Annotated in this window: 1 protein-coding gene; it reads left to right on the forward strand. The window is 75.9% G+C overall.

The genetic code is table 11. The features are described from left to right. On the forward strand, positions 1-778 hold a 778-nt coding region (locus GL263_RS27450), incomplete at its 5' end, for an LppU/SCO3897 family protein (protein WP_182858423.1). Positions 779-781 lie beyond the last annotated feature (3 nt).

Consider the following 781-nt stretch of genomic DNA (forward strand, 5'->3'; position numbering starts at 1 on the left):
CCACGCGCCCGGACGCCACCGCGCCGGCATCTCCCCCACCCTTGTCGCCGCCCTGTGCGCCCTCCTCGGAGTGGCCCTCGTCGGCGGCCTCGCGCTCGCCCTCAAGAACAACTGGTTCGACACCACCTCCCCGCGCGACCAGCAGCCGCCGACCCTCACCGCCCCCACCGGCCCCACCCCGCCGAACCACCTGCCCGCCTCCACCTCCGGCACGGCCCACCACAGCCCCACCGCCGCGCCGGATCCGACCGCCGCCGCGTTCCTCGCCGTCCGCGCGGACACCTGCCTCCCCCTCTACGACACCGGCCACGCCGCCGACACCGTCACCTGGAACACCGCCATGCCGCCGGCCCCCGTCGACTGCGACAGCGGCCGCGCCATGGTGCGGGTCACCCGGGTGTCCGACTCCGTCGAGGACTGCCGGACCGGCGTCGGCCACGCCTACTGGTACTACCGCGCAGCCGGCGGGCCGACGAACACCGTCCTGTGCCTCAGCCGCGTCTACCGTGCGAACTACTGCCTGCTCGCCCGCCGCGCCGGCACCCCGGACGCCCCGACGATGCACCTCGGCCCGATGACGGCCGTCGACTGCACCGACCGCCGGCCGCCCGCCGCCTACAACGAGGTCCTCCACCTCACCGGCGTCCACCAGGCCGGCCCGGACACCACCGCCACCGCCTGCACCCGCGCCCCCGGCGACCGGACCAGGTACTGGGTGTGGAAGGTCGACGACGGCCGGACCCTCCTCTGCGCCACGGTCTACCGCCCCACCCGCTGACCC

Origin of the sequence: Streptomyces durbertensis, assembly GCF_014156695.1 — a bacterium.
Lineage (GTDB): Bacteria > Actinomycetota > Actinomycetes > Streptomycetales > Streptomycetaceae > Streptomyces > Streptomyces durbertensis.